The organism is Streptomyces chlorus (assembly GCF_042655885.1).
GTDB lineage: Bacteria > Actinomycetota > Actinomycetes > Streptomycetales > Streptomycetaceae > Streptomyces > Streptomyces chlorus.
Map to the genome: position 1 here is coordinate 507,418 of NZ_JBHSOA010000009.1, position 19,857 is coordinate 527,274.

The following is a 19,857-nucleotide window of genomic DNA, read 5'->3' on the forward strand; positions in this document are numbered from 1 at the left end:
CGGCGGTCAACGAATCGGTGACCGCCGTCGAGCTCGCCGGGATCACGAAGCGTTTTCCCGGTGTCGTGGCCAACCACGACATCCACCTCACGGTCCGCAAGGGCACCGTGCACGCCCTCGTCGGCGAGAACGGCGCCGGCAAGTCGACGCTGATGAAGATCCTCTACGGCATGCAGAAGCCGGACGAGGGCACCATCGCGATCCACGGCGAGACGGTCTCCTTCTCCTCGCCGGCCGACGCCATCGCCCGCGGCATCGGCATGGTCCACCAGCACTTCATGCTCGCCGACAACCTCACGGTCCTCGAGAACGTGGTGCTCGGCAGCGAGAAGCTGTACGGCATCGGCGCGAAGGCCCGCCGCAGGATCAAGGAGCTCTCCGAGCGCTACGGCCTCGGCGTACGCCCCGACCTGCTGGTCGAGGAACTCGGTGTCGCCGCCCGCCAGCGCGTGGAGATCCTCAAGGTCCTCTACCGCGGCGCCACCACGCTGATCCTCGACGAGCCCACCGCCGTCCTCGTCCCGCAGGAGGTCGACGCGCTCTTCGACAACCTGCGCGAGCTCAAGGCGGAGGGCCTGTCGGTCATCTTCATCTCCCACAAGCTGGGCGAGGTCCTCTCGGTCGCCGACGACATCACCGTCATCCGCCGGGGCACCACCGTCGGCACGGCCGTTCCCGCCGAGACCACCTCGCGTCAGCTCGCCGAGATGATGGTCGGCAGTGAGCTGCCCACCCCGGAGACCGCCGAGTCCACGGTCACCGACCGCGCGGTCATCACCGTCGACAGGCTGCGCCTGGCGGCCCCCGGCGGCAAGGCCCTGCTCGACGACATCAGCTTCACCATCCACGCGGGTGAGGTCCTCGGCATCGCCGGCGTGGAGGGCAACGGCCAGACCGAACTGGTCGACGCGCTCATCGGCCTGCGGGCCGCCGACTCCGGCACCATCCGGCTGGCCGACGAGGAGATCACCGGCTGGGCCACCCGCAAGCGCCGCGAAGAGGGCATCGGGTACATCCCCGAGGACCGCCACCGCCACGGCCTGCTCCTGGAAGCGCCCCTCTGGGAGAACCGTATCCTCGGCCACGTCACCGAGAAGCCCAACGCCAAGGGCTTCTGGCTGGACCCGAAGGCGGCCCAGGAGGACACCCGCCGCATCGTCCAGAAGTACGACGTACGGACCCCCGGCATCGACGTGACCGCTGCCTCCCTCTCCGGCGGCAACCAGCAGAAGCTGATCGTCGGCCGCGAGATGAGCCACCGGCCCCGCTTCCTGATCGCCTCCCACCCCACCCGCGGTGTGGACGTCGGCGCGCAGGCCGCGATCTGGGACCACATCCGGCAGGCGCGCCGCGAGGGCCTCGCCGTCCTGCTCATCTCCGCCGACCTGGACGAGCTGATCGGCCTGTCCGACACCCTCCGGGTGATCTACGACGGCAAGCTCGTCGCGGACGCCGACCCCGCCACCGTCACCCCGGAGGAGCTCGGTACCGCCATGACCGGTGCCGCCACCGGACACCTCGAACACGAAGAGACCCCCGAGACCCCGGCCGAGGCCCGAAAGGCCGGGGCGGACACTCCCGGCACCGCGGCCGACGCCCCCGAGTCTCCGGAAGACGAGGCCCGCTGATGAAGAAGTTCGACAAGGAGCGCGTGCTCCTCGCGGTGGCCGGACCGGTCATCGCGCTCGCCGTGGCCTTCGCGCTCAGCGCGATCGTGCTGCTCGCCTCGGGCAAGAACCCCGTCGAACCGTTCGCCCTGATGTTCGAACAGGCGACGTTCTCCGACATCCAGGTCCTGATCATCAACCAGGCCTCGATGTACTACATCGCGGCCCTCGCGGTGGCCATCGGCTTCCGGATGAACCTCTTCAACATCGGGGTCGACGGCCAATACCAGCTCGGCGCCATCATGGCCGCCGTCGTCGGCGCCCACATGAACCTGCCGACCGTGCTGCAGATCCCGCTGCTGCTCCTCACCGCCGTGTTCACCGGCGCCTTCTGGGCCGGCATCGCCGGAGTCCTCAAGGTCACCCGCGGGGTCAGCGAGGTCGTCGCGACGATCATGCTCAACGCGATCGCCACGTCCCTCATCGTCTACATGTGGAAGCCGGAGATCTTCGGCGTCAAGATCGGCAACAACAGCACCACCGGCGAGATGCACGAGTCCGGCTGGGTCCCCGGCATCGACATGGGCGAGGCCGGCGAGATCTACGGCCTGGTCGTCCTCGCCGCACTGCTCGGCATCGGCTACTGGATCGTCCTCAACCGCACCCGCTTCGGCTTCGACCTGCGCGCCTCCGGCGCCTCCACGACCGCCGCCGCGGCCAGCGGCGTCAACCCCAAGCGCATGGTGCTCACCGCCATGCTGATCTCCGGTGGTCTCGCCGGTCTCGCGGGCCTGCCGATCCTGCTCGGCGACTCCCACACCTACAACCTGAACTTCCCCACCGGTATCGGCTTCCTCGGCATCGGTATCGCCCTCCTGGGCCGCAACAGTCCCGTCGGCATCGCCTTCGCCGCCCTGCTGTGGGCCTGGCTCGACAAGGCCTCGCCCGAGCTGGACTTCCACGGCTACGACAAGGAGATCGCGGTCATCATGCAGGGCCTGATCGTCCTCTCGGTCGTCGTCTCCTACGAGGCTGTCCGCGAGTGGGGCCTGCGCCGTCAGCAGCGCCGGGTCGGCGCGGAACTCGCCGCGGGTCACGTCCTCGGTGCCGACAACAACACCACGAAGGAGGTGGCTGGCCGATGACCGCCCCGACCACAGCGACCGACGTCAACCAGCCCTCGCTGCAGCCTGCGGCGCCCACCGGCCGCCGCATGTCGTGGCCCGTGCTGCTGCTGGTCATCGCCGGCGCCCTGGCCTTGGTCTCGATCGTCCGCATCGTCACCGGCGCCGACGGCATCACCAACGTCAGCCAGATGTCCACCGCCCTCCAGCTCGCCGTCCCCATCGGCCTCGCCGGACTCGGCGGCCTGTGGGCCGAGCGCGCGGGCATCGTCAACATCGGCCTCGAGGGCATGCTGATCCTCGGCACCTGGTTCGGCGCCTGGGCCGGATTCCAGTGGGGCCCGTGGACCGGCGTCCTGGCCGGCATCGTCGGCGGCTGCCTCGGCGGCCTGCTGCACGCCGTCGTCACCGTCACCTTCCGCGTCAACCACATCGTCTCCGGTGTGGCCATCAACATCCTCGCCCTCGGCGCGACCCGCTACCTCGCCCCGCTGGCCTTCGAAGGCCACCAGGGCGGTTCCGCCAAGCAGTCCCCGGCGGTCGAACCGCTCGGCCACTTCACCGTGCCGGGACTGTCCGACGCGCTGCGGGACCTCAACGCCAAGGGCTGGTTCTTCGTCTCCGACATCGCGGGCCTGCTCGGCGGTCTGGTCACCAACGTCTCCTGGCTGACCCTCATCGCCATCGCGCTCATCCCCGCCACCTGGTGGATCCTCTGGCGCACCGCCTTCGGCCTGCGCCTGCGCTCCTGCGGCGAGAACCCCATCGCCGCCGAATCCCTCGGCGTCAACGTCTACAAGTACAAGTACCTCGCCGTGATCATCTCCGGCGGTCTGGCCGGCCTCGGCGGCGCCTTCCTCTCCATCGTCGCCAACCCCTTCTACCTGGAGGGCCAGGTCAGCGGACGCGGCTACATCGGCCTCGCCGCGATGATCTTCGGCAACTGGATGCCGGGCGGCCTCGCCATCGGCGCCGGACTCTTCGGCTACACCGACAGCCTCAACCTGCGCGGCGGCTCCACCAACGTGCACGCCCTGCTGCTGCTCGGCGCGCTGCTGCTGCTCGCCGGCGCGATCTGGCTGGCGATCCGCAAGAAGTACGTGAACGCGGTCATCACCCTGGTCATCGGCGCACTCGTCTTCGCCTGGTACGCCGGCACCAACGAGGTCCCCAACCAGGTCGTCGCCGCCACGCCGTACGTCATCACCCTCGTGGTCCTCGCCCTGTCCGCGCAGCGGCTGCGCATGCCGAAGGCGGACGGACTCCCGTACCGGAAGGGACAGGGCGGATGACGCCGGCCCCGGCCGCCGCGGCGGACACCGACTGGGAGGCGCTGCGCGCGGTGGCGCGGGATGCCATGTCCCACGCGTACGCCCCCTACTCGGGCTACCCGGTCGGTGTCGCCGCCCTGGTCGACGACGGGCGCACGGTCTCCGGCTGCAACGTCGAGAACGCCAGCTACGGACTCGGCCTGTGCGCCGAGTGCGGACTGGTCTCGGAGCTGCAGCGCACCGGAGGCGGCCGGCTCACGCACTTCACCTGCGTGGACGGCACGGGCGCGATCCTCGTCCCGTGCGGCCGCTGCCGCCAGCTCCTGTACGAGTTCGGCGGCCCCGGACTGCTCCTCGAAACCCCGTCGGGCATCCTGCCGCTGTCCCGGATGCTGCCCCAGGCCTTCGGCCCGGAGCACCTCGCCAAGTAACCCCGTAACACCCGGTAACCCTTAACTCGTAGGACCCCGTACCCCGTAGCTCCACCGCGGCCCCTCCGCGCGGCTCACTCCCGACCGGAGGGGCCGCGTCCCGAGGGGCCGCGCCCTTCGCACTCCGGAAGGAATGCCAGCCATGGCCATGGACGTCATTTCCGTCATCCGCACCAAGCGGGACCGCGGCGAACTCAGCGACGAGCAGATCGACTGGGTCATCGACGCGTACACCCGCGGGGAGGTCGCCGACGAGCAGATGTCGGCCCTCGCGATGGCGATCCTCCTCAACGGCATGAACCGGAGCGAGATCGCCCGCTGGACCGCCGCGATGATCGCCTCCGGCGAGCGCATGGACTTCTCCTCGCTGTCCCGCCCCACCGCCGACAAGCACTCCACGGGCGGCGTCGGCGACAAGATCACCCTGCCGCTCGCCCCGCTGGTCGCCGCCTGCGGCGCGGCCGTCCCGCAGTTGTCCGGCAGGGGCCTCGGCCACACCGGCGGCACCCTCGACAAGCTGGAGTCGATCCCCGGCTGGCGCGCGCTGCTGTCCAACGAGGAGATGCTGTCCGTCCTGGACGGCGTGGGCGCCGTCATCTGCGCGGCCGGCGACGGCCTCGCCCCCGCCGACAAGAAGCTCTACGCCCTGCGCGACGTGACCGGCACCGTCGAGGCGATCCCGCTGATCGCCTCCTCGATCATGTCGAAGAAGATCGCCGAGGGCACCGGCTCGCTCGTCCTGGACGTGAAGATGGGCAGCGGCGCCTTCATGAAGACGATCGTGGACGCCCGCGAACTGGCGTCCACCATGGTCGGCCTCGGCACCGACCACGGCGTGAAGACGGTCGCCCTGCTCACCGACATGTCGACCCCGCTCGGCCTGACGGCGGGCAACGCGCTGGAGGTCCGCGAGTCGGTGGAGGTCCTGGCCGGCGGCGGCCCCGCCGACGTCGTGGAACTCACCCTTGCGCTGGCCCGCGAGATGCTCGACGCCGCCGGACTGAAGGACGCCGACCCGGCGAAGGCCCTGGCCGACGGCTCCGCGATGGACGTCTGGCGCCGCATGATCGCGGCCCAGGGCGGCGACCCGGATGCCCCCCTGCCGATGGCGCGGGAACAGCACGTGGTGACGGCGTCCGCCTCCGGTGTCCTGACCCGCCTGGACGCCTACGACGTCGGCGTCGCCGCCTGGCGCCTCGGCGCGGGCCGCGCCCGCAAGGAGGACCCGGTGCAGGCGGGCGCGGGCGTCGAACTGCACGCCAAGCCCGGCGACACCGTCACCGAGGGCCAGCCCCTCCTGACCCTGCACACGGACACCCCGGACCGCTTCGCCTACGCCCTCGACGCGGTGGCCGGCTCCTACGACATCGCGGCCCCCGGCACGCCCTTCACGGCGGCGCCGGTGGTGCGGGAGCGTATCGCCTGACCTGAGCCCGCGGCCGGAGGCCGCTGTTGGATACGGCCCTTTTGGGTGAACGGGACCGGTGGACCGCCGCCGGTCCCGTTCGGCGTGCTGGGGATCGTTGGTGCACCGATGGGAGGGCGCCATGACCGTAGTCGCCGTGAGTGAGGACCCCGAGCAGAGGTGGGACGACCTCGTCCGCTTCTGGGAGGAGATGGAATGGCCCGAGGGCAGCAAGGTGGAGATCATCGAGGGGATCGTCACCGTGTCACCCGCTCCCGGGCTTCACCACCATGCGATCGCGGCAAGCATGCAGCGTCCCCTGTACTCCGTGATTCCGCGGAACTGGTCGATCTTCCAGACCCAGGCCATCGCCGTGCCCTCACGTCTGGGGATGCTCGTTCCGGACCTCCTGGTGTACCCGGACCGGGAGAACCCGGAGTCCGACACCCATCTGCCCGCCACCCCCGCCGAACTCGTCGTCGAGGTGACCTCGGCGTACAACGCCCGGCACGACCGCATCACCAAGCCCGCCGCCTACGCCACCGCGGGCATCCCCCTGTACCTCCTCGTCGACCGCTGGGCCCCCGACGGCCCGACCGTGACGCTCTTCGGCGAACCGAACGGCGATGTCTACCAGCCCCTCGATTCCGTGAAGTTCGGCGAGCCCATCAAGCTCCCCGCCCCGTTCGACCTCGTCATCGACACCGGCGAGTTCCCCGAGACCTGAGTCACCCCAGCACCGCCGCCACCACCACGAGCACCGGTACCGACAGCAGGGTCGACACCAGGATCGCCTCCCGCGCCAGGGTCTCGCCGACGCGGTAGCTGCTCGCGTACGTGAAGAGGTTCTGCGCGGCCGGCAGTGCCGAGGTCACCACCACGTCGAGCAGTTGCTCCCCGCGCAGCCCGAACACCCCCACCGCCAGCCCCCAGGCGACCACCGGCTGGCCCACCGACTTCAGCGCCACGGCCAGCAGCACCGTCCCGCGCTCACCGCCCCGCAGGGGCAGGGCGCTGCCCCGCAGCGAGATGCCGAAGGCGAGGAGGACAGCGGGGACAGCCATGTTGCCGATCAGCGTCACCGGGTCCATGACCGGGCCGGGGATCTCGATGCCGCTCGCCGCCACCGCCACCCCCGCCAGTGAGCCCAGCGCGACCGGATTCCGCAGCGGTGTGAGCAGCCGATGCCACAGGGGCCGCTTCTCCCCGGCGGTCGCCAGGTCCAGGATGGTCAGCGCGACCGGTGTGACCCCGACCAGCTGGAACAACAGCACCGGCGCCACCAGCGAGGCGTCGCCGAGGACGTACACCGCGATCGGGATGCCGAGGTTTCCGGAGTTGACATAGCTGGAGCACAGGGCGCCGATGGTGGTGCGGCCCACGCCCCAGCGGCGTACGACACCCACCGCCACGAAGACGCCGGCCACCGCGGCCGTGCTCAGCGCCGTGACCAGGAGCCGGCCGGAGAAGACCAGCGACAGATCGGCCTCGGCGAGGACGGTGAACAGCAGGGCCGGCGAGGCCACGTGGAACGCCAGCTTCGTCAGCACGTCGCGGGCCTGTTCGCCGAGATACCCCCGGCGGCCGATCACATAGCCGACGCCGATGACGACCGCGATCACCGCGAACCCGCTCAACACCCCCTGCACGACGACTCCTCGTCGGGGTGACGAGCACCGGGGGGCACGGGCGGGGGCGATCTGTGGTGCATACAGCCAACCCTCGGGGGAGGGGTGTGCCCGGGTCAATGTGATCTCCGCGTCGCCCCTCCCCGCGCAGGCTTTGCCCCTCCACGCGCAGGCGCCCGCCCCGCGCAGGCGTCCGCCCCGCGCAGGCGTCCGCGCCCCCACGCTGCGCCCCGCGTCCGCGACGCCCCGCGATGAGTTACGCGCCCGCCCCCGGTCTACCGCTCGTGGACGCCATGACACCCCCTGTACTTGTACTGCGCGGCCCCGTCGCCCCGGACGGGGCGAGCGGGCCGAGCGACGCGCTGCGGGCACTCCTTGACGGCGGAGGGGCCGGCGGGGTGGTCGTCTGTGACGTGGGCGGGCTGGGCCCGCCGGGGCTCGCCGCCGTGAACCTGCTGGCGCGCCTCCAGCTCCTGGCCCGCCGGACCGGGGGCCGGATACGGCTGCGCGACCCCGACCCCGCCCTATGCTCCCTGCTCGACCTCGTCGGCCTCGGCTTCGAGGTGGAGGGGCAGCCCGCACAGCGGGAACCAGCGCCGGGTGTCGAGGAAGCAGTGGAACCCGGTGATCCGGCCGTCTGAGATCTCCAGCACCTGGACCGCCCACGGCGTGAAGCCGCCGCCCTCCGGGTCCGGCTTGTAATGGGCGAACCCGGGCAGGCCGTTGACCTGGACCGGCAGCAGCCGCGAGCCCGCACAGGAGGCGCCCAACGTCGTCATGAAGCCCGTGATGTCCTCGGGGCCGGTCAGCCACAGGTCGAACGGCGGCATCGTCATGATGGCGTCCTCGTGCAGCAACGCCGTCAGCGCCGACATGTCGTACCCCTCGAACGCCGCCACATAGCGCTCCAGGAGCTTCTGCTGCTCCTCGTCCAGCGGGTCCGAGACGGACGCTTCGGCGCCCGGCTGCCGCCGCTCCGCGAGCGTCGCCCGCGCCCGCTGCAACGCGCTGTTGACGGACGCGACCGAGGTGCCGAGCAGCTCGGCCACCTCGCTCGCCTTCCAGGCCAGCACCTCGCGCAGCAGCAGCACCGCCCGCTGCTTGGGCGGCAGATGCTGGAGCGCGGCCATGAAGGCGAGCCGCACGGACTCCTTGGCGACCGCCGCCTCCGCCGGGTCGGCGGTCTCGGGCAGCACCCGGGAATCCGGCATCGGCTCCAGCCAGGTGTGGTCGGGCCGCGGCGAGAGGGCCGCGCGGGCCAGCGGGGTCGACTCCGTCAGGTCCATCGGGCGGGCCCGCTTGTTGCCCGCCGTCAGCATGTCCAGGCAGACATTGGTCGCGATGCGGTACAGCCAGGAGCGCAGACTGGAACGGCCCTCGAACTTGTCGAAGCTGCGCCAGGCACGGACCATCGTGTCCTGCACCGCGTCCTCCGCCTCGAAGGAGGAGCCGAGCATGCGGTAGCAGTACCCGGTCAGCTCGACGCGGTGCGCCTCGAGCCTGGCGTCGAGATCGGTCGTCGCCGTGCCGTTCGTCATCGTCCACCCACCCCTGTGGCTTCCTGTGGCGCGCCATTGCGCCCAGCACCCCGGAAGCTACCGCAGCCCACTGACAGCGGCCCTCCGAGTCGATGAACGCGCAGGTCAGGGAAGTGGGTTCAGCGGGCGGAACGAAAACTTCCGCTCGCTTCCCGGCCGCCGGACCTGCCGGACCCGCCGGACCCGCCGGGCCGTCTCACGCCGGGGCGAGCCCGCACCGGTCCACCCGGGCCGCCCGGGTGCCCAGCACCGTGACGGTCACGACGCCTGCCACCGCCACCAGACCGACTCCCACCGTCCCGGCCCAGCCGCCCGAGTGGAAGGCGAGCGCACCGACCGTGCTGCCCACGCTGGAGCCGACGTAGTAGGCGGACTGGTACAGCGCCGACGCCTGGGCGCGGCCCTCCGTGGCCGTCCGTCCGACCGCCGAGGACGCGACCGCGTGACCCGCGAAGAAGCCCCCGGTGATCAGCACCAGGCCCAGCAGGATCAGGGACAGGGAGCCGGCCAGGGACAGCAGCAGGCCTGCCGCGGTGGTGCCGCCCGCCGCGTACAGCGCGCCCCGGCGGCCGAGCCGGCCCACCAGCCGGCCCGCCGCCGACGCCGCCACCGTGCCGACCAGGTACACCAGGAAGATCGAGCCGACGATGCCCTGGGGGAGCGAGAAGGGTGCCTCGGCCAGCCGGTAGCCGATCACGGTGTAGACCCCGCCGAACACCGTCATGAACAGGGCGCCGATGGCGTACAGGCGCCGCAGCAGCGGGTTCGCGAGATGGTTTCGGACCGTGCCGAGCAGCACCCGCGGCCGCAGCGAGCCCGGGCGGAAGTGCTTCGGTGCCGGCAGCAGCAGCCGGAACGCCACCGCGCACGCCACCGCGAGCACCCCGATCACGCCGACGGCGACCCGCCAGCCCCACTCCTGCGCCACCCAGCCGGTGATGACCCGGCCGCTCATCCCGCCGACGCTGTTGCCCGCGACGAACAGTCCGATCGCGGTCACCAGGGCCCTCGGCCGGACCTCCTCCGCCAGATACGCGGTCGCCGACGCGGGCACCCCGGCCAGGGCCGCCCCCTGGAGTGCCCGCAGTGCCACCAGGGCGCCCAGCGACGGGGCGAAGGGAACCAGCAGCCCGACGGTCACCGCGACGGCCAGGGAGGCCGTCATGACCGTACGGCGTCCGTACCGCTCGGACAGCGCGCTCATCGGCAGCACGAACACCGCCAGACCGCCGGTGGCCGCCGCCACCGTCCAGCTCGCGTCGCCCGCGCTCACCCCGAGGTCGCCGGAGATCAGCGGCAGCAGGGCCTGCGTGGAATACAGCAGTGCGAAGGTCGCCACACCCGCCAGGAACAGGGCGAAGCTCATCCGGCGGAAACCGGGGCCGCCCGGGGACATACGGGAGTCGGCACCGCCCGGCACGCCCGGGGCGTCCGGGGCATGCGAGGCGCCGGGCGCGATCGAGGGAGGGGAGGAGGGAGAGACCGGGGACGTGACGGATGCGCGGGCGTCCACGGTGGTGGACGCCTTGGTACTGGCGGGAGACATGCATTCGACCGTACGGACGGCTCCACTCATCCGTCCAATGCATGGAATCGTCATAATCGTTCCCATGCAGCATCAGCAGAGGTCGCAGGGTCGGCTGTCACCGTCCAGTGACACAGAAGACATCGTCGCGCTGCTCGCACCGCGCCTCGTCCACTTCGCCGGCGTCGCCCGCACGGAGCATGTCACCCGTGCCGCCCAGGAGATGCAGGTCCCGCAGTCCACGCTCTCCCGGTCCGTCGTCCGCCTCGAACAGGACCTGGGCGTCGACCTGTTCGCCCGTCACGGCCGCACGCTCTCCCTCACCCCCGCCGGCCGCGCCTTCCTCGCCTCCGTCGAACGGGCCCTCGCCGAGATCGGGCGAGCCGCCGACGAGGTGCGCGCCGACGCCGACCCGGCCACCGGCAAGGTCGCCTTCGGGTTCCTGCACACCATGGGCGCCGAGACCGTGCCCGGCCTGCTGCACGCCTTCCGCGCCGACCACCCGCGCATCCGCTTCAGCCTCGTCCAGAACCACGGCGACGCCATGCTGGAGGGCCTCCGCGCGGGCGAGCTCGACCTGTGCCTGACCTCCCCGGTCCCGGACGCCCCCGACCTCGTCGCCCGTCGCCTGGACGAGCAGAAGCTGCGCCTGGTCGTCCCCGCCGACCACCGGCTCGCCGGCCGCCGCCGGATCCGCCTGGCCGAGGCCGCCGACGAGACCTTCGTGACCCTGGAACCCGGTTACGGTCTGCGCCGCATCACCGACGCCCTCTGCGCCGAGGCCGGGTTCCGGCCCCGGGTCGCCTTCGAGGGCGAGGAGGCGGAGACCCTGCGGGGCCTGGTCGCGGCCGGACTCGGCGTCGCCCTGCTGCCCCCGCCGGCCGTGCCCCGCCCCGGAGTGGTCGAACTGAACGTCACCTCCCCGCGGGCGGCCCGCGAGATCGGTGTCGCCTGGCTGGCCGAGCGGCCGGACACTCTGCCGGTGACGGCCTTCAAGAAGTTCCTGCTGTCGCGCCGCGGCCGCCTGCTCCCGGACTGACCGGCACCCCGGGACATACGGTTGCCGCCGCCGTAACGCCGTAACGCCGTAACGCCGTAACGCCGTAACGCCGTAACGCCGTAACGCCGGGCGCCGGGCGCCGGGCGTCGAGCGTCGGTCCCCGTACGCCGGGCGCCGTACGCCGGCCGCCGTAATGCCGGCCACCGTACGGCGTCGCCTATCGCCGTAACGACGAACCGAACCCCGAGGCCAGCGGCATCCGCAGCCCCAGCGGCGGAGGTGCCGCCAGGGCGTCTTGCAGCGGACGCGAGAGCGCCCGTCCGAAGAGCGTCCCCATCACGAAGTCCTCGCACAGGGCAAGGACTTCGTCCCGGTACTGGCGCAACCCGTGCCCGTCGGCGTGCACTTCGAAGCGGCAGACGTTCCGGTTCGCCTTCTTCGCCCGCGCCGCCAGCCGGAAGGACAGCTCGGGGTCGGTCCGTGTGTCGTGCGTGCCGTGCACGATCAGCACCTGCCGTCCGGTCAGCTGCTTCACCGGTTCGGGTGGCGCGGGCGCATCCTCCCCGGGCAACCAGGGGGCCAGCGCCAGCACGGAGGTGACGGCCTCGTGGCCGCCCGCGTGCAGGGCCGCCCTGCCGCCCATGCCGAGGCCGGCCAGGCACACGGGAACATCCCCGTAGCGCCGCACGGTCTCGTCGACGGCCCAGGTGGCGTCCCGCGCGAGGTGCGCCTCGCTGTCGTTCCAGCCCCGGTAGCGGTAGTGGACGACATGGACGGCGAGTCCCTCGGCCCGGCCCGCGCGGCCGAGACGGCGTCCCAGCGCGTGTACGGAGGCGGTCGCCACCAGGGGGGACGGCCTGCGGCTGGAGACCGGATCGCCGCCGGGCAGCAGCAGCACCACGCCGCCCACCGCCCTCGGCTCCGGGCCGAGCGCCCTCCCCAGCCGTGCCCCGCGAACCGGCGTTGCTTGCTGTGCCATGGCAGAACAGTGTCAGAAGCAACGGTGTACGAGACCCTGGCGTGCGGTCACCGTTGGGTATCGGCATATTTGCACGCCGGGTGATCTACGCGCGTAGGAGTTAGAGTGCGGAGATGACGAGCCAGAGCACTGCGAACACCCCGGCCGCGGACCAGATCCGCCGGGCACCCAAGGTTCTGCTGCACGACCATCTCGACGGCGGCCTGCGCCCCGGCACCGTCGTCGACCTGGCCCGCGAGGCCGGATACTCCCCACTCCCAGAGACCGACCCGGACAAGCTCGGTCTCTGGTTCCGGGAGGCCGCCGACTCCGGTTCCCTGGAACGCTATCTGGAGACGTTCTCGCACACCGTCGGCGTCATGCAGACCCGGGACGCCCTGGTGCGGGTCGCCGCCGAGTGCGCCGAGGACCTGGCCGCGGACGGTGTCGTCTACGCCGAGGTGCGCTATGCGCCCGAGCAGCACCTCGAGGGCGGGCTGAGCCTCGAAGAGGTCGTCGAGGCGGTCAACGAGGGCTTCCGCCAAGGGGAGCGGCGGGCCAGGGAGGACGGCCACCGCATCCGCGTCGGCGCGCTGCTCACCGCCATGCGGCACGCGGCCCGCGCCCTGGAGATCGCCGAACTCGCCAACCGCTACCGGGACCTGGGTGTCGTCGGCTTCGACATCGCGGGCGCCGAGGCCGGTTACCCTCCCACCCGGCACCTCGACGCCTTCGAGTACCTCAAGCGCGAGAACAACCACTTCACGATCCATGCCGGTGAGGCCTTCGGGCTGCCGTCCATCTGGCAGGCCCTCCAGTGGTGCGGTGCCGACCGGCTCGGGCACGGGGTGCGCATCATCGACGACATCCAGGTGCGCGACGACGGCACCGTCGAGCTCGGCCGGCTCGCCTCCTACGTCCGGGACAAGCGCATCCCGCTGGAGCTGTGCCCCAGCTCCAACCTCCAGACCGGGGCGGCGGCCTCGTACGCCGAGCACCCCATCGGCCTGCTGCGCCGGCTGCACTTCCGGGCCACGGTGAACACCGACAACCGGCTCATGTCGCACACGAGCATGAGTCAGGAATTCGAGCACCTGGTCGAGGCGTTCGGCTACACGCTCGACGACATGCAGTGGTTCTCCGTCAATGCGATGAAATCGGCGTTCATTCCTTTCGATGAACGGCTCGCCATGATCAATGACGTCATCAAGCCCGGTTACGCCGAGCTGAAATCCGAATGGCTGTTCCGGCAGACCGCCTCCACCAGTGGTTCTGTCGCCTCGGAGGGGTGAGCGGGAGAATTTCGGGTATCGGGAATGCGGGCGGCCTTCACCATTCATCCGCATTCCGGTGTTTGCGGCCGGTGGTTCCGTCTGATTACGGTCGCCGGACCGCTCACATCCCCGTATCCCCATGTCGAGGAAACATCTTCATGAAGCAGTCTGCTGCCAAGACCCTCGGTGTCGCCGCGCTCGGTGCCGCCTTCGCCGCCGCCGGTGCGGGTGCCGCCACCGCCGCCCCGGCCGTTCCGGACGCCCTTCCGGCGCTGGACACCGCCACCCAGACCCTTCCGGCGGAGAAGCTCTCCGGCGTGCTGCCGGAAGCGGGGCAGGCGGTGGAGACCGGACAGCAGCTCGCCGGCGGCCCGGCGCAGCCGGTCGCCGGTCTGCTCGGCGGCCTGCCGCTGCAGGGCTCCGTCAACGGCTTGCCCGTCGGCTGACGTTCGCAGGAGCGTCCTGCCCCGGGCCTGTCCCCGGCGGACCTGCGACCGATGGGGCGCCCCCGGACCGGGGGCGCCCCATCGGCGTGCTCACGGGGAGGGTGCGGGCCTCACCAGGCGCTCGTCCGGACCTTGTCCTCCGACGGGAACAGGATCCACAGCGCTATGTAGAGCAGGAACTGTGGACCGGGGAGCAGGCACGAGGCCAGGAAGATGACCCGCATCGTGGTCGCGGAGGTGCCGAAGCGGCGGGCCAGCGCGGCGCACACGCCGCCGATCACGCGGTTGTCGGTGGGGCGGGCGAGGCGGGACATTGTGAACTCCTTCGTGGTCGTGCACCCGAGTGGCCCACGGGTGCCGGGGGTCCGTCAACGGCTCCGGGACTGACGCCGGGCCTGGGCCCGGGTCCGGGGCTGTTCCGGCCGGCTTCCGTGCGGCTGTTCCTGTGCACCCCACGTTACGGAGACGAAGGGGGCAAAGCGTCACTCCAGGGGGCGACCCCGACCCTGGCAATCGTCGGGGTCCGACCCTGAGCCGGCTCCTCCCGGAGGATCTCCGCCCCGGCACGGTGCAGGGCCCGGCGGCGCAGCCAGGCGCGGCCCGCCGGCACCAGGGCGGCATGCGCGAGGGCCGCGCCCAGGGTGTTCAGCATCAGCGCGTCGACGTCCACGACCCGGCCCGGCACCCCGGTCTGCAGCATCTCGATGCCCAGCGACAGCAGCGCCGCCGCGGTCATGGTGCGGATCAGCGAACCCATCGGTGAGACGGTCAGCCTGCCCCCCGTCATCGGCAGCAGCACACCGAGCGGCGCCAACAGCGCCAGCCCCTCGGCGACCCGGCGGGCCCCCGTTGCCCAGCCCAGCGCGAAGTCCGCCCGGATGCCGTGAAAGGGGCGCAGGTTGGAGGGCATCACCCAGGGGACGTGCAGAGGGCGCAGCGTGCACCAGGCGACGAACACGAGATACGCGGCCAGGAGGAGACCTCCTGTCACACGGATACGGAACGCGGCGGTGCCGCCGACGGGGCCTTGACGCTGCACGAACCCCTAGACGCGGCCCCCGGCGGGATCGGTTCCGCGTGGGACCCCGCCGGTCGGGTGAGGCATGCGCCACAGTGCCGTGCGCAGGCCGTGCGCAGGCCGCGTACGCGCCCGGAGCGCGCCCGACGCGCCACCGGGAGCCTCACCCGTCGGTGACCGCCGTGGACGGGGGTTCCCTGCCCGGACGGGTCCGGACCTCGTCCGTGCACCGGTAGCGGCGCGCCCGCTCGTCGTCCTGGCCGCCCAGGGTCACCGAGCCGTCGCCCTCGGCCGCCGCCGAGTCGGAGAACGTGCAGACGATCTGCGCGAGCGCGTAGGACGTCAGGCTTTCCGGCGGGATGCTCAGACGCAGGGCGTCCTGAGGGTCGCCGGGCCGCGGACCGCTCACGGTCGTCCCGCCCCGTACGTTCGTGGTGTACCCGGCTTCCTTCTCGGCGGGCGTCGGCGGCGCCGAGAGCTGGTCCAGCAGCCCTTGCGCCACCTGGGCGCGCCGCTGCCCGGAGTCCGCCGCCCCGTCCGGCACCCGTACCGTCCGGTCGACGGCCACCAGGGACGAGCCGCAGAGCAGGAACACCTGCGCCGGCAGGCCCTGCGCGGGCGGTGAGGCCCCGTCCGCCTCGGCCTGCGAGCAGCGCACCCGGGAGGGCGCCGGACCGAAGTCGGTCGGCACCTCGGTGGCCCGGATACCGCACCCGGCGAGCAGCACACCGAGCGCGGTGACGCCGAGCAGCCCGGGGAAGCGGCCCATGCGTATCGGTCGTATGTTCATCGGGCGTCCCCCTCGGCGTTCTCACGCCGGGTGCCACCCTTGCCGCCGCCGGCCTTCCCGGAGGTGCCGCCCGTGCGCTCCCGCGCGTCCTCGGCCTCCTCCTCCATCAGCGCGGAGATGTCGCGCGGCAGCCGCAGCGTGAACACCGCGCCGCCCCCAGGGGCGTTGGCCGCGGTGATCTCGCCGCCGTGGGCATGGGCGTTCTCCATCGCGATGGACAGGCCGAGCCCACTGCCCTCGGAACGCGGCCGGGAGGCGCTGGCCTTGTAGAAGCGGTCGAAGACATGCGGCAGGACGTCCTCGGGGATGCCCGGCCCCTGGTCCCGCACCTCGATGATCATCGTGCCTCCGCCTCCGCCTCCGCCTCCGCCTTCAGTGCCGATCCCGGGGTCCGCCCCGTCGTCCGCGACGTCGTCCGCCACTGCCTCGGCGCCGCCCACGCCGCCCGAACGGTCGCCTCCGTCCCCGTCCTCGCTCTCCTCCCGCACCGACACCCGCACCGGAGAGCCGCCGTGCTTGAGCGCGTTGCCGATGAGGTTGGCGAGGATCACGTCCAGCCGGCGCGGGTCGATCCGGGCGTGGATGCCGCGCTCCGCGTCCAGTTCGACCGCGTCCAGCCAGGCACGGGCGTCGATGCAGGCGGTGATCTGGTCGGCGATGTCGACGTCGTCGAGGACGAGACGGGCGGTGCCCGCGTCGAAGCGGGTGACCTCCATCAGGTTCTCGACCAGGTCGTTGAGCCGCCGCGTCTCACTGACCACGAGCCGTACGGCGGGCTCGATCATCGGGTCGATGCCGCCGCCCTCGAACTCCAGCTCCTCCTCGAGGACTTCCGTCACGGCCGTGATCGCGGTCAGCGGGGTGCGCAGCTCGTGGCTCATGTCCGCGACGAACCGGCGGGACGCCTCGTCCCGGGCGGCCATGTCGTCCACCCGTTTCTCCAGCGCCTCGGCCGCCTTGTTGAACGTCCGTGACAGGTCGGCCAGTTCGTCCGTGCCCGACACCCGCAGCCGGGTGTCCAGCTTGCCCTCGCCGAGCCGCCGGGCGGCCACCCCGAGCCGCTGCACCGGCTTCAGCACGGTCGTCGCCAGGGCCTGCGCCAGCAGCGCGGAGCCGATCAGCGCGAGCCCGGTGGCGATCCCCAGCGACCAGGCGAGCGAGTTGAGGTCCTTGGCCTCCGGTTCCAGTGACTTGAGCATGAAACCGGTCGGCCCGCCGCCGATCGTCCGGGTGCCCGCCACCAGATAGGGGGTGTCGCCGTCGACGATCCGCTGCCAGTACAGGTGGTACGCGTACGTGTTGGTCGAGGTGATCTTCTGCCGCTCGTTCACCGCCTCGCGCAGCGAGACCGGCACGTCCTGCAGCGAGAAGCCGCTCAGCCCGCCCGAACTGCCGTACACGGTACGGCCCTGGGGGTCCCCGGCGATCAGCAGCACCGAGAACCGCTGGCTGCTGTTGGCCATCTGGACCGCGGTGTACTGCAGTTCCTCCTGCGTCGGCCGCTCGGGCAGCGCACCCGCCCGGTTCTGCATCTCCTGCTCGAAGTCGCCCAGGACCGCGTCCTGGGCGCGGGTGAGCACCGCCTCGCGGTTGAGCCAGTACGCGATGCCCGACGCGGACACCGCCGCGGTGAGCGCGACCAGCCCGAACACGACGACGAGCCGCAGCCGCAGGCTGGTGAAGCGCAGCCGTGACCAGATGCCCTTGCGCGCCGCGGACCAGCCGCGGGACCCCTTTGGGTGCTCCTGTGGCACGTGGTGCTTCTGTGTCACGGAAACCTCCGGGGACGCTCCCGGCTGCAGCCGGGGAAGAAAACGGGCTCCTGCGGAGCAGGGCAAGGAACAGGGTTTCGCCCCAAAGGCGAAAAACCGCCCACATGGTCGAGTGGGGTGACCGTCGTGCGGTACGAGAGCCCAGCACGCGCACCTTTTGTCCTGACGGGCAACCGGGCAGGTTCCGTCCCGGCTGGTGCGGAGAGCGTCGGACTCGCTCGCCCGCTGAGCGAATGAGCTGCTTGAGCCAGGAATCCCTCTGCTTCAGCCGGGGGAGGGTTCAATGGGGCGGATCCAGTCGGTAGCCGACACCGCGCACGGTACGGATCAAGGTCGGGGACGACGGGACGTCCTCGACCTTGGCGCGCAGCCGCTGGACGCAGGCGTCCACGAGCCGCGAGTCGCCCAGGTAGTCGTGCTCCCACACCAGCCGCAGCAACTGCTGCCGGGACAGCGCCTGGCCCGGACGCCGGCTCAGTTCGAGCAGCAGGCGCAGCTCGGTCGGCGTCAGTTGCAGGTCCTCGCCGTTCTTCGTCACGGTCATCGCGGAGCGGTCGATGACCAGGCTGCCGAAGCTCGCCGAGTCGCTGGACTCCCGCTCCCCGCGGCGCAGCACCGCCCGGATCCGGGCGTCCAGCACCCTGCCCTGCACGGGTTTGACCACGTAGTCGTCGGCGCCTGACTCCAGGCCGACCACGACGTCGATGTCGTCGTTGCGCGCGGTCAGCAGAATGATCGGCAACTGGTCGGTGCGCCGGATGCGCCGGCACACCTCGAATCCGTCGATGCCGGGCAGCATCACGTCCAGCACGATCAGATCCGGCCGCTGCTCGCGCAGCAGCTTCAGACCGTCCTCACCGCTGGCAGCGGTCGCCACGCGGTGACCCTGGCGTGTCAGTGAGAGCTCCAGGGCCGTGCGGATGGCGTCGTCGTCCTCGATCAGCAACAGGGAAGGCACAGCCTCATTCTGGCCCATGGAGGGCTCCCTGTCCGACCCGTGGGGGCAGATGCCCGTTGGGACCGGATAAGGGCGGCTACGTGCACCGACGCCGGTGGAGAAGGTGTGTGCGACGGCGGCTCCGCGCCACGGACGGCCCCTGTGACAGGCCTGTGACAGTCGGCGGACACGGTGATGAAGTCGCCCCGGCAAGCTTTTGGTCATCAGCGAGGCAGCACAGCGGAACGACAAGCAGAACAGCACAAGCGTCACAGCACGAACAGGACAGCAAGCAGCACAGCAAGGCGAGCACACCGGAAGTCCACGACGGGGGGCGCGAGATGAACACGCTGCACGGCATCAGCAACAGCGCGGTTGTCACGCGTCTGCACGACGTGCACCGAGGTGACGAGAAGGCCGGTGCCGCGACCAAACGGGGGTGCGGTCGCGGTACCGGGCGTCACACCGGCTTCATGGCGGTGATCGACGCGCCCACGGGGGGCACGGGGAACACGGGGGAAACGCACGGGGGAAGCGCGTACGGGGAGGAGCAGGGGGAGCGCCGTTCGCTGTCGGAGGTGGAGTTCACCACCTACGTCCAGGAGCGACGCGCCTCCCTGTACGCGACCGCCTATCACCTGACCGGTGACCGCTTCGAGGCCGAGGACCTGCTGCAGAGCGCCCTGTTCTCGACCTACCGGGCGTGGGACCGGATCAGTGACAAGGCCGCGGTCGGCGGATACCTCCGCCGCACCATGACCAACCTGCACATCAGCGCGTGGCGCCGCCGCAAGCTGAACGAATACCCGACCGAGGAACTGCCGGAGACGGTGGGCGACACGGACGCGATGCGCGGAACCGAGCTGCGCGCGGTTCTGTGGCAGGCGCTGGCCCGGCTGCCCGAACTCCAGCGCACCATGCTGGTCCTGCGCTACTACGAGGGCCGTACGGACCCGGAGATCGCGGACATCCTCGGCATCAGTGTCGGCACGGTGAAGTCGAGCATCTGGCGGTCGCTCCGCCGGCTGCGCGACGACGAGGTGCTCAGCTTCGGCCGTGACGAGGAGGACGCCTTCGGCGAGTTGGTCGCCTGAAGGTACGGGGGGAGTACGGGGGAAACGGGGAACCGAGGG

The 19,857-nt window shown here is 71.5% G+C and carries 20 protein-coding genes; 11 read left to right on the forward strand and 9 right to left on the reverse strand.

The window, feature by feature from the left end; all coding sequences use genetic code 11:
- Positions 1-17 precede the first annotated feature (17 nt).
- From ACFPZI_RS06695 to ACFPZI_RS06720, 6 genes are all read left to right on the forward strand, one after another.
- Complete coding sequence (locus ACFPZI_RS06695; RefSeq protein ID WP_381359423.1) at positions 18-1,628, forward strand: ABC transporter ATP-binding protein; 1,611 nt, start codon at positions 18-20, stop codon at positions 1,626-1,628.
- The gene (locus ACFPZI_RS06700) at positions 1,628-2,752 is read left to right on the forward strand and encodes an ABC transporter permease (protein ID WP_381359426.1); all 1,125 of its coding nucleotides are present in this window, start codon (positions 1,628-1,630) and stop codon (positions 2,750-2,752) included. The genes ACFPZI_RS06695 and ACFPZI_RS06700 overlap by 1 nt, the downstream gene beginning before the upstream one ends.
- Positions 2,749-4,023 carry an ABC transporter permease gene (locus ACFPZI_RS06705; RefSeq protein WP_381359428.1) on the forward strand — a complete coding sequence of 425 codons (1,275 nt, stop codon included), beginning with the start codon at positions 2,749-2,751 and terminating at the stop codon, positions 4,021-4,023. The genes ACFPZI_RS06700 and ACFPZI_RS06705 overlap by 4 nt, the downstream gene beginning before the upstream one ends.
- Positions 4,020-4,433 (forward strand): cytidine deaminase, encoded by a 414-nt coding sequence (locus tag ACFPZI_RS06710; protein ID WP_381359429.1) that lies wholly within the window; start codon positions 4,020-4,022, stop codon positions 4,431-4,433. The genes ACFPZI_RS06705 and ACFPZI_RS06710 overlap by 4 nt, the downstream gene beginning before the upstream one ends.
- Positions 4,434-4,581: 148 nt before the next feature.
- Complete coding sequence (locus ACFPZI_RS06715; protein WP_381359567.1) at positions 4,582-5,859, forward strand: thymidine phosphorylase; 1,278 nt, start codon at positions 4,582-4,584, stop codon at positions 5,857-5,859.
- Positions 5,860-5,980: 121 nt separating this feature from the next.
- Entirely contained in the window at positions 5,981-6,565 is a 585-nt protein-coding gene (locus tag ACFPZI_RS06720; protein ID WP_381359432.1) for a Uma2 family endonuclease, read from the forward strand.
- A gap of 1 nt (position 6,566) precedes the next feature.
- Here the strand turns inward: ACFPZI_RS06720 and ACFPZI_RS06725 are convergent, their stop codons facing one another.
- On the reverse strand, positions 6,567-7,487 hold the full coding sequence (locus ACFPZI_RS06725) for an AEC family transporter (protein WP_381359434.1): 921 nt from the start codon (positions 7,485-7,487) through the stop codon (positions 6,567-6,569).
- 230 nt (positions 7,488-7,717) lie between these two features.
- On the opposite strand from ACFPZI_RS06725, the gene ACFPZI_RS06730 reads away from it, so the two are divergent.
- Positions 7,718-8,107, forward strand: coding sequence for an STAS domain-containing protein (locus tag ACFPZI_RS06730; protein WP_381359437.1), 390 nt, complete (start codon positions 7,718-7,720; stop codon positions 8,105-8,107).
- Here the strand turns inward: ACFPZI_RS06730 and ACFPZI_RS06735 are convergent.
- Positions 7,991-9,004: a sigma-70 family RNA polymerase sigma factor gene (locus tag ACFPZI_RS06735; RefSeq protein ID WP_381359440.1), complete on the reverse strand. Its 1,014-nt coding sequence runs from the start codon at positions 9,002-9,004 to the stop codon at positions 7,991-7,993. The genes ACFPZI_RS06730 and ACFPZI_RS06735 overlap by 117 nt on opposite strands.
- Positions 9,005-9,200: 196 nt before the next feature.
- The gene (locus ACFPZI_RS06740; RefSeq protein ID WP_381359443.1) at positions 9,201-10,550 is read right to left on the reverse strand and encodes an MFS transporter; all 1,350 of its coding nucleotides are present in this window, start codon (positions 10,548-10,550) and stop codon (positions 9,201-9,203) included.
- A gap of 64 nt (positions 10,551-10,614) precedes the next feature.
- Here ACFPZI_RS06740 and ACFPZI_RS06745 point away from each other — a divergent pair, with 64 nt between their 5' ends.
- Entirely contained in the window at positions 10,615-11,568 is a 954-nt protein-coding gene (locus ACFPZI_RS06745) for a LysR family transcriptional regulator (RefSeq protein WP_381359445.1), read from the forward strand.
- Between the two features lie 178 nt (positions 11,569-11,746).
- Here ACFPZI_RS06745 and ACFPZI_RS06750 read toward each other — a convergent pair whose 3' ends face one another.
- Positions 11,747-12,508 (reverse strand): prolyl oligopeptidase family serine peptidase, encoded by a 762-nt coding sequence (locus ACFPZI_RS06750; protein WP_381359448.1) that lies wholly within the window; start codon positions 12,506-12,508, stop codon positions 11,747-11,749.
- 113 nt (positions 12,509-12,621) lie between these two features.
- On the opposite strand from ACFPZI_RS06750, the gene ACFPZI_RS06755 reads away from it, so the two are divergent.
- Both ACFPZI_RS06755 and ACFPZI_RS06760 read left to right on the forward strand, forming a co-directional pair.
- Positions 12,622-13,779 (forward strand): adenosine deaminase, encoded by a 1,158-nt coding sequence (locus ACFPZI_RS06755; protein ID WP_381359451.1) that lies wholly within the window; start codon positions 12,622-12,624, stop codon positions 13,777-13,779.
- A 140-nt stretch (positions 13,780-13,919) separates the two neighbouring features.
- Positions 13,920-14,207, forward strand: coding sequence for an ATP-binding protein (locus tag ACFPZI_RS06760; RefSeq protein WP_381359454.1), 288 nt, complete (start codon positions 13,920-13,922; stop codon positions 14,205-14,207).
- Between the two features lie 110 nt (positions 14,208-14,317).
- Here the strand turns inward: ACFPZI_RS06760 and ACFPZI_RS06765 are convergent, their stop codons facing one another.
- From ACFPZI_RS06765 to afsQ1, 5 genes are all read right to left on the reverse strand, one after another.
- Positions 14,318-14,521, reverse strand: a complete 204-nt coding sequence (locus tag ACFPZI_RS06765) for a PspC domain-containing protein (protein WP_381359457.1) — start codon at positions 14,519-14,521, stop codon at positions 14,318-14,320.
- A gap of 143 nt (positions 14,522-14,664) precedes the next feature.
- Positions 14,665-15,246, reverse strand: a complete 582-nt coding sequence (locus tag ACFPZI_RS06770) for a VanZ family protein (protein ID WP_381359460.1) — start codon at positions 15,244-15,246, stop codon at positions 14,665-14,667.
- A 142-nt stretch (positions 15,247-15,388) separates the two neighbouring features.
- Positions 15,389-16,015, reverse strand: a complete 627-nt coding sequence (locus ACFPZI_RS06775; protein ID WP_381359463.1) for a hypothetical protein — start codon at positions 16,013-16,015, stop codon at positions 15,389-15,391.
- Complete coding sequence (locus tag ACFPZI_RS06780; protein WP_381359570.1) at positions 16,012-17,769, reverse strand: ATP-binding protein; 1,758 nt, start codon at positions 17,767-17,769, stop codon at positions 16,012-16,014. Before ACFPZI_RS06780 ends, ACFPZI_RS06775 begins: the two co-directional genes overlap by 4 nt.
- A 298-nt stretch (positions 17,770-18,067) precedes the next feature.
- Entirely contained in the window at positions 18,068-18,745 is a 678-nt protein-coding gene (afsQ1, locus tag ACFPZI_RS06785) for a two-component system response regulator AfsQ1 (RefSeq protein ID WP_381217121.1), read from the reverse strand.
- 320 nt (positions 18,746-19,065) lie between these two features.
- Between afsQ1 and ACFPZI_RS06790 the strand changes: the two genes are divergently transcribed.
- Positions 19,066-19,818, forward strand: a complete 753-nt coding sequence (locus tag ACFPZI_RS06790; RefSeq protein WP_381359466.1) for a SigE family RNA polymerase sigma factor — start codon at positions 19,066-19,068, stop codon at positions 19,816-19,818.
- Positions 19,819-19,857 lie beyond the last annotated feature (39 nt).

What these genes read in the sequence shown, in the direction of transcription:
- ACFPZI_RS06790 (WP_381359466.1), top strand. Translation starts at nt 19,066, where the DNA reads ATGAACACGCTGCACGGCATCAGCAACAGCGCGGTTGTCACGCGTCTG.
- ACFPZI_RS06730 (WP_381359437.1), top strand. Translation starts at nt 7,718, where the DNA reads ATGAGTTACGCGCCCGCCCCCGGTCTACCGCTCGTGGACGCCATGACA.
- ACFPZI_RS06715 (WP_381359567.1), top strand. Translation starts at nt 4,582, where the DNA reads ATGGACGTCATTTCCGTCATCCGCACCAAGCGGGACCGCGGCGAACTC.
- ACFPZI_RS06735 (WP_381359440.1), bottom strand. Translation starts at nt 9,004, where the DNA reads ATGACGAACGGCACGGCGACGACCGATCTCGACGCCAGGCTCGAGGCG.
- ACFPZI_RS06720 (WP_381359432.1), top strand. Translation starts at nt 5,981, where the DNA reads ATGACCGTAGTCGCCGTGAGTGAGGACCCCGAGCAGAGGTGGGACGAC.
- ACFPZI_RS06740 (WP_381359443.1), bottom strand. Translation starts at nt 10,550, where the DNA reads ATGTCTCCCGCCAGTACCAAGGCGTCCACCACCGTGGACGCCCGCGCA.
- ACFPZI_RS06775 (WP_381359463.1), bottom strand. Translation starts at nt 16,015, where the DNA reads ATGAACATACGACCGATACGCATGGGCCGCTTCCCCGGGCTGCTCGGC.
- ACFPZI_RS06700 (WP_381359426.1), top strand. Translation starts at nt 1,628, where the DNA reads ATGAAGAAGTTCGACAAGGAGCGCGTGCTCCTCGCGGTGGCCGGACCG.
- ACFPZI_RS06760 (WP_381359454.1), top strand. Translation starts at nt 13,920, where the DNA reads ATGAAGCAGTCTGCTGCCAAGACCCTCGGTGTCGCCGCGCTCGGTGCC.
- ACFPZI_RS06765 (WP_381359457.1), bottom strand. Translation starts at nt 14,521, where the DNA reads ATGTCCCGCCTCGCCCGCCCCACCGACAACCGCGTGATCGGCGGCGTG.
- ACFPZI_RS06745 (WP_381359445.1), top strand. Translation starts at nt 10,615, where the DNA reads ATGCAGCATCAGCAGAGGTCGCAGGGTCGGCTGTCACCGTCCAGTGAC.
- ACFPZI_RS06705 (WP_381359428.1), top strand. Translation starts at nt 2,749, where the DNA reads ATGACCGCCCCGACCACAGCGACCGACGTCAACCAGCCCTCGCTGCAG.
- ACFPZI_RS06755 (WP_381359451.1), top strand. Translation starts at nt 12,622, where the DNA reads ATGACGAGCCAGAGCACTGCGAACACCCCGGCCGCGGACCAGATCCGC.
- ACFPZI_RS06750 (WP_381359448.1), bottom strand. Translation starts at nt 12,508, where the DNA reads ATGGCACAGCAAGCAACGCCGGTTCGCGGGGCACGGCTGGGGAGGGCG.
- ACFPZI_RS06710 (WP_381359429.1), top strand. Translation starts at nt 4,020, where the DNA reads ATGACGCCGGCCCCGGCCGCCGCGGCGGACACCGACTGGGAGGCGCTG.